Raw genomic sequence first — 7,249 nt, forward strand, 5'->3', positions numbered from 1 at the left:
TTAAATATTGGATTTTCAAAAAAGGAATATGGATTTTCCCATACTCCCTTCTTTTGAAAATTTTAGTTTATCATTCTTTAGGTAGTGAATCTATTATACTTTCATAAATCTTCACTGCTAAATCTTTATTATGAGGGTAAAGCAACAATACATCTAAAACATTTGGTGAAAAATCTAAATTTAAGAGCTCCTTAGCAAAAGCCATACTTGCAATTTCTTCTTGAGCTACTAGCTTAGATCTATATTTAAATTTTCCAACTGACCAAAGAGTAATTTTATTTGTATTTATATATAAACTCTTGTCATGCTCCTGCAAATGATGAAATATTTCATGGGCTATGATTATATCTCTCAATTTTATGCCTTTTAATATATTTAAATCCCATTTTTTAACTAAATCTGTACCCATTTTTATATTATTTGTATATATTGTTATCTTATTTGGCTTTTGATATGTGCCAAAATAAATATATTCAATTCCATTATTATTATCCTTTTTATACAATTCCAAATCAAGGACTTTTAAATACTCAACTATATTTTTAAAACCATATTCTTTTTTCAGGTTTTTCGCTACTTTTTTGCCACATTCTAAAGATTTTTCTATTATTTCTTCCTTTAATTTTACATCTACCTTATTTCTAATGGGATCATGGGAAAAAATATAATATCCAAATTGTTTATCTGAAAGTTCCATTAAAGACTCTATTTTTTCTTTCATTATAAATCATTCCTAGCTCCAATAATTATGACTTCATCCTGAGATGATCTAGTTACAAGTTCTGAATCCATTACCATATGAAGTTGCTGTACATCCATCATTCCTTCATAGTCAATAACTTTAGCACCTATACATAAATAAATATCTGGCGAAAGCTTTATATCACTTTTATATACAGACATTTCTTCCCAAAGCCTGTCTGCTGCTGCTCTTACACCACCTGTTGTTGTTTTGATTGCAGCACCATCACCTCTTTGAATCTTGACGAAACCTTTTTTATCTATTACTCTAATTTCTCTAGCTTTTCCCTTTTCACTTGAATATACATAGAAATTACTATTTTTAGCTATTAAGTCAACTTTATCTTTTTCAATTTTCATAGACTTTGCTGCAAGTTCTAAAGCTTCGTCATCTGTTAGCTTTTTAGATAGGTCCGTAGTTTGAATTTCCGTAGAACCAGTTGCTATAGCTCTTACTTTTGAAGTTTGCGAATCTATCTCTATTTGTATTTCTATACTTTCAGGACTTGCCCCTGATTTAATTGCCATATCTGTTGCCTCTGTTCTTATTTCTTGTAAATCTATAGGTGTAGGATTTGGTATTACTCTTTCTACAACATCTCTTACCATTGCAAGGGCTACTCCTATAGATGAAATAACTTCTGCATTCTCAGCTATTTTATAGTCTAGCCCCATTTTTTTAGCTGTAAATGGCAACAAAGCTGTTGCTCCACCGCCTCCACCTATTAATGTTATCTGGTCTTTTTCTACCTTATACTTTTCTGATAATCTATTAATTACATTTATACATGTATCTGATGCTTTTTCTAAAATTTCTGTAGCTACTTCTTCAACTGTCATATTAAGCTCATCAGCTAATGGTTTAATTGCCTTTACACAAGACTCATAATTTCCATATGAATAATCTGTTGGCTTTATCATCTTTAAAGCATTTGCTGCACATGTTACTGTAATAGCTACTCTCTTCCCATTTTCTGACTCTATTGCTATATAATCAGATGGATCACCTTCAAGAGGTTGAATTCTAACTACCTTAGGACTTATTATTTCATCAGGATCCGTAAAAGCTGCATATGGAAGATTAGCTATATGGGCTGATCTTGGCCCTGTATTTATAATAGAATTCTTGCTTGCTCTAACCATAGAACCGCCTGCAACTCCTGATACTTGAACATCTAGAGAATTTATAAGTGTCTTATGACCACCTACTATAGAATAATCAATCATTGGTCTACCATTTTTTATAACACCTATATCTGTACTGGTACCACCAACTTCAAAAAAGATACCATTTGATACTCTTAAGTACATAAGTGCTCCTACTGTTGAAGCTGCTGGACCTGATAGCATAGTAAGTACTGGTCTTTTTCTCATTTCATCTATATTCATGACACCACCATCACCTCTCATTATCATGAGAGGCGCTTTAATACCTGCCATTTTTACACTTCTTTCAGTACTGTCCGCTGTTTCAAACATCTTAGGTAAAATAGATGCATTAATAACAGCCGTTCTAGTACGGCGAGTAAGTCCATATAACTTACTAATATCTGAAGCTACGGATACTTCCATTCCTTTCTTTTTACCCACTTCTTTTACATCCAATTCTTCAGTCATATCATCAACACCAAAGGCTTTTGATGCTACAATAACCTTACATCCTTCATTATTTAACTCATCTACAACCTTTTCTACTTTATCTATACTATAATCTTTTAAATCTATATATCTATGAGCAGTCTCAATTTTCCTTCTTCCTGTTTCATCTAATTTTATATTTTTTACATTACTCTGTTTTTTTGATAATAATCCACTTATAAAACCTTTACCTATCCCAACAATACCAGTCTTAGCCACATCACCTTCTAAAAGAGCATTAGTGGCTTGTGTAGTGCTATGAGCAATAAATACTACCTCTTCTGGTGATATTCCATTTTCTATAAGACATTTTTTAAATGCTTCCACTACTCCAGCTGAAACACCTAATTCATTATCATGAGTAGTCTTTACAGAACCTATACCTACAATTTCATAGGTAGCATTATCTATAGCTACAGCTTTTGTATGAGTTCCTCCAACATCTATACCAACTCTAATTCCTCTTTTTGCCATAATATTTCCTCCTTTACTATCCAAACATAAAGTAGGCAAGTGCTATATTTACAGCACTAATAAGCCAAGCCCACAATACTCCAGTTTTCAAAAAGTCTTTTACTCCAACTTTACTGTAGTTAAGAGCCCATAAATTCCATGATTGAGTAGGGCAAGCTGATAGATTCATTGTAATTGTTGGTATATACATAAGTGGAAATAAAAACTTTTGTGAGAATGTCCCTATAGCACTAAGTACTCCAACTGTAGCACTACCAGCACCAAATATTGTAAGAGGTCCTCTAAATAATCCTAAAGGTGCTATAATAATAAATATTAAACTTATTAATAGTGTATTTTTTGGTAATATATTACCAAGAATTGCTTCAAAAAAAGGTGCTGCTATACCAGATACTTTATTAAACATTGGCAAAACAAATAAAAATCCTAAAAGTCCTGCTATATCGATTACACCTTCATAAAATGTTCTTGTAATTGTTCTAGATGCATCACTAAAGTTTGGAAATTTCCCACAAACTGCAAGAGCAAATATAGTTGCTACAATAAAGGCAGGAATTGGCTGCCACTCAAAAAATATTGCAAGACTCACCGGTATAATTGGAGTTACAAGCGCTATATTAGGTATGTCCTCATTTTCTTCAGATACTTTTGTTTTAGCTGCCCATCCATGTACCCGGCTTTTCCTAAGTTTAACAAACAACATAATAATTATAAAACCCAGTTGTATTGCCATAGCTGAAAATCCAAATCTTAAATAATTCCAATCATATTGAAAGCCTTCAAAAATTGCTTGCATTTGTTTGAAAAGTACTATATTTACATACATTCCACTACCAACACTCATAAGATAAGTAGATACTGCCAATGGTTTAGGGACACCAAGAGACATAAAAATTGGCAATATAATAACACCTATAGCAACTACTGCACCTGCTCCAAATGTAGAAGTAAAAATTATTCCTGTAACTATAGATAATAAGATTGTAGTTATTAATGGATCATCTCCACCTAATTCTGTTGTACTTCTAATAAGTTTGGATGCAATACCAGTCTCTAGAAGTACCCTACCAAACCAACTACCAAAAATTACTATAACTGCAGTAGGTCCCCAACTTTCTGGACCACCTTGAAATACATTAAGCTGTGCCTCTTCCCAAGTAAGTTGTCCACCTAATATACATAAACCGACCCATATGACAGCCATCACTGCAAATCCTATCATAAGATTTCCACCACGTGCAGCATAGTAAATTAAACCTAAATAGGTTACAAGTAAGATGATACCAATAATTGTATCCATAGGCTTCTCCTTTCATAAATGTATTTTCTGTTTTTTATACCTTTGCAAATATTTTCATTATAATTGTTTAATAAAAAACCGATTTCCCATATTTCTAAAAAATAAAAAGAATATGTTAAAAACGGATATGTGAAAATTTTTAATTAAATAAAATACATTGTAGTTATTTCATAATATAAAACTAGGTTTCATATTTGTTTTCATTATACTATATAGAAAGAATATTTACAAGAAATAATTAAAAGTTTTTATTTCACTATAGCTTTAAAATAAGCTTTAAAATAAAAATGAACTTGAATATATTATTTAATATATCCAAGTTCATTAGAAATCATATTAGCATATTTAATTACTTGCTCAGCCATTTCTTCAATCTTTTCTTTCGTAACTCTTATAGTAGGTCCTGAAATACTAATTGCCCCTTCAACTTTACCAAGACGATTAAATACAGGAGCTCCTATACATCTTACGCCTAATTCATTTTCTTGATCATCTACAGAATAGCCCTTTTTTCTTATTTTCTTTAATCTATTTTTTAAATCTTCTAAATCTACAATTGTGTATTCTGTAAACTTTTCTATCTTACTATTATTCCATATTTTTTCTACTTCTTCTTCCTCCATAAATGCCAGCATTGCTTTACCCACTGAAGTGCTGTACATAGGGCTTCTCTTCCCTATATTTGATGCCATACGTATTGTATTGTCCGCTTCTACTTTATCAATATAAACTATTTCATTTCCATCCTGAATGACAAGATGAACAATTTCATTTATCTCTTCCATCAAAGCTTTCGTGTAAGGTTTAGATGCACTTAATATATCTATATTCTCAATTTTTTTACTTCCTAATTCAAAAAGTTTAAGAGTTAATTTATATTTATTAGTGTCTAAATCTTGTATTACATATCCTTTATATACTAATGTGGCTAATAACCTGTGCACAGTACTTTTATGCAAATTTACTTTATCACTAATTTCCATTATTCTTAAGCCATCATCATAATTTGCAAGTAATTCTAATATACTTAATGTCCTATCTACAGATTGAACAATTTGCATAATTAAACCTCCATTATATTTATTAATTTATAATCATATTTATATAATCCTATAATATTCCATATATGATTATATCACAACACTATAGACTTTGTTAATTTCCTATTAAAATATTAAATACATAAATAATACTTGCCTTTGTATTTTTCTTTTATTATAATATAAATTAGTTAGTTTCATAATATAGATTACGGTTTCATATTATAAGATTTATAGAGGGGGTTTACAATGAAAAAGTATGATATCTTAAAAAGAATTGAAGATACTGGAATTGTAGCTGTCGTTAGAGCTGAAAATGATGAGCAAGCAAAAAACATTGCCTATGCTTGCATGGATGGAGGTATTGATGCTATAGAAATTGCCTTTACTGTGCCAGGAGCTCATAAAGTAATTGAGTCTTTAGTTGAAGTGTTTGGCAACGATCTTCTAGTTGGTGCTGGAACTGTTCTTGATAGCGAAACAGCTCGAATCGCTATTTTAGCTGGTGCTAAATACATTGTTAGTCCAGTTTTTGATCTAGACACTGCTAAACTATGTAATAGATATCAAATTCCTTATATGCCTGGCTGTATGACATTAACTGAAATGATTACAGCTATGGAAGCTGGAGCAGATATTATTAAAGTATTTCCTGGAAGTGTCTTTGGTCCATCTTTTATTAAAGCTATAAAAGATCCTCTTCCACAGGCTGTATTGATGCCTACTGGTGGAGTGAATTTAGATAATGTAGATGAATGGATAAGTAATGGTTGTGTTGCTGTTGGTGTAGGTGGATCTCTTACAAAAGGTTCTAAAGAAGAAATTACTAAGATCGCTAAACAATTTGTTGAAAAAATTAAGGAAGCTAGAAAATAAACATATTACTAATAGGAGGCATAAACAATGAAAAAAGTTGTTACTATGGGAGAAATAATGCTTAGACTTTCAACTCCAAGATTTGAAAGATTTGTACAAGCTGAATCTTTTGATGCAGTCTATGGTGGTGGTGAAGCAAACGTTGCCGTATCACTTGCAAATTATGGACTTGATTCTTATTTTGTTTCAAAACTACCCAAAAATGATATCGGGCAAGCTGCAATTAATCATATGAGAAGATTTGGAGTCAATACTAATTATGTTGTTAGAGGTGGAGATAGAGTAGGTATTTATTACCTAGAAAGTGGAGCTTCTATGAGACCTTCAAAAGTTATATATGACAGAGCTAACTCCTCTATTGCTGAGGCTAGAGTATCTGATTTCAATTTTGATGAGATATTCAAAGATGCAGTATGGTTCCATTTTTCTGGTATTACTCCTGCATTAAGTGATGAAGCCGCAATACTTACTGAGGAAGCTTTAAAAGCTGCTAAAAAACATGAAGTTACTGTATCAGTAGACCTTAACTATAGAAAAAATTTATGGACTCCTGAAAAAGCTCAAAAAGTAATGACTAATTTAATGCAATACGTTGATGTATGCATTGGAAATGAAGAAGATGCAGAATTGACATTAGGTTTTAAACCTGGAGATACTAATGTTACTACTGGTGAATTAGAACTTAAAGGATATAAAAATATATTTAAGCAAATGATAGAAAAATTCAACTTTAAATATGTTGTTAGCTCTCTAAGAGAATCCTATTCAGCTTCTGATAATGGTTGGTCAGCATGTATTTATGATGGAAATGAATTTTATCATTCTAAAAAATATGATATTAGAATAGTTGATAGAGTTGGTGGAGGTGATTCTTTCGCATCAGGTTTAATATATGGTTTAGTATCTGGCAAAAACTTCAAAGATGCTTTAGAATTTGGTGTGGCTGCCTCTGCACTAAAACATACTATTCATGGTGATTTCAATATGGTTAGCATTGATGAAGTAGAAAAACTTCTACAAGGAGATGCTTCTGGTAGAGTACAAAGATAGTTGAAAAAAGGGGCTGTTTCATAACTGATTTATCAGTTATGAAACGCCTCTTTTTTTATGTTCAAGTTGACAACTGAAGTACCTAAGTTTCCATAAATTTAAATATATTTTTCTTAGTCTAATTTTAGGT

The 7,249-nt window shown here is 31.3% G+C and carries 6 protein-coding genes; 2 read left to right on the plus strand and 4 right to left on the minus strand.

The window, feature by feature from the left end; translation table 11 throughout:
• Nucleotides 1-70: 70 nt before the first annotated feature.
• The 4 genes from NSA23_RS14885 to NSA23_RS14900 form a co-directional block, all read right to left on the minus strand.
• Entirely contained in the window at nucleotides 71-721 is a 651-nt protein-coding gene (locus NSA23_RS14885) for a hypothetical protein (protein WP_042683457.1), read from the minus strand.
• Nucleotides 721-2,853 carry a hydantoinase/oxoprolinase family protein gene (locus tag NSA23_RS14890; RefSeq protein WP_042683456.1) on the minus strand — a complete coding sequence of 711 codons (2,133 nt, stop codon included), beginning with the start codon at nucleotides 2,851-2,853 and terminating at the stop codon, nucleotides 721-723. The genes NSA23_RS14885 and NSA23_RS14890 overlap by 1 nt, the downstream gene beginning before the upstream one ends.
• A 16-nt stretch (nucleotides 2,854-2,869) precedes the next feature.
• Nucleotides 2,870-4,153 carry a hypothetical protein gene (locus NSA23_RS14895; protein WP_042683455.1) on the minus strand — a complete coding sequence of 428 codons (1,284 nt, stop codon included), beginning with the start codon at nucleotides 4,151-4,153 and terminating at the stop codon, nucleotides 2,870-2,872.
• Nucleotides 4,154-4,455: 302 nt separating this feature from the next.
• Entirely contained in the window at nucleotides 4,456-5,214 is a 759-nt protein-coding gene (locus NSA23_RS14900; RefSeq protein WP_222704843.1) for an IclR family transcriptional regulator, read from the minus strand.
• A 228-nt stretch (nucleotides 5,215-5,442) separates the two neighbouring features.
• On the opposite strand from NSA23_RS14900, the gene NSA23_RS14905 reads away from it, so the two are divergent.
• Nucleotides 5,443-6,069: a bifunctional 2-keto-4-hydroxyglutarate aldolase/2-keto-3-deoxy-6-phosphogluconate aldolase gene (locus tag NSA23_RS14905; RefSeq protein WP_257490719.1), complete on the plus strand. Its 627-nt coding sequence runs from the start codon at nucleotides 5,443-5,445 to the stop codon at nucleotides 6,067-6,069.
• Between the two features lie 27 nt (nucleotides 6,070-6,096).
• Entirely contained in the window at nucleotides 6,097-7,119 is a 1,023-nt protein-coding gene (locus tag NSA23_RS14910) for a sugar kinase (protein ID WP_257490720.1), read from the plus strand.
• Nucleotides 7,120-7,249: the final 130 nt, after the last annotated feature.

Origin of the sequence: Anaerosalibacter massiliensis, assembly GCF_024623155.1 — a bacterium.
GTDB lineage: Bacteria > Bacillota > Clostridia > Tissierellales > Sporanaerobacteraceae > Anaerosalibacter > Anaerosalibacter massiliensis.